The sequence below is a fragment of the Borrelia persica No12 genome, assembly GCF_000500045.1.
GTDB lineage: Bacteria > Spirochaetota > Spirochaetia > Borreliales > Borreliaceae > Borrelia > Borrelia persica.
This window is the reverse complement of record NZ_AYOT01000224.1, coordinates 1-242: the sequence shown is the minus strand read 5'-3', so window position 1 is coordinate 242 and position 242 is coordinate 1. Positions and strand designations below refer to the sequence as shown.

Genomic DNA, 242 nt, shown 5'->3' with positions numbered 1-242 from the left:
AAATCTAACAAACGCTGCACAACAACAGAATAATAAGAAAGAACAAAAATCTGTCCAACAGACACAAAATAAACAATATCCTCAATCTAATCAGCAACCTCAAAATAAACAACATCCTCAAAATCTAACAAACACTGCACAACAACAGAAAAACAAGAAAGAACAACAACAACCTGTCCAACAATCACAAAATAAACAATATCCTCAATCTAATCAGCAACTTCAACATAAACAACATCCTC

Annotated in this window: 1 protein-coding gene; it reads left to right on the top strand. The window is 32.2% G+C overall.

What is annotated here, in order from left to right:
* Nucleotides 1-242, top strand: a 242-nt coding sequence (locus tag U881_RS13395; protein WP_024654054.1) for a hypothetical protein, incomplete at both ends; no start/stop codon positions are given.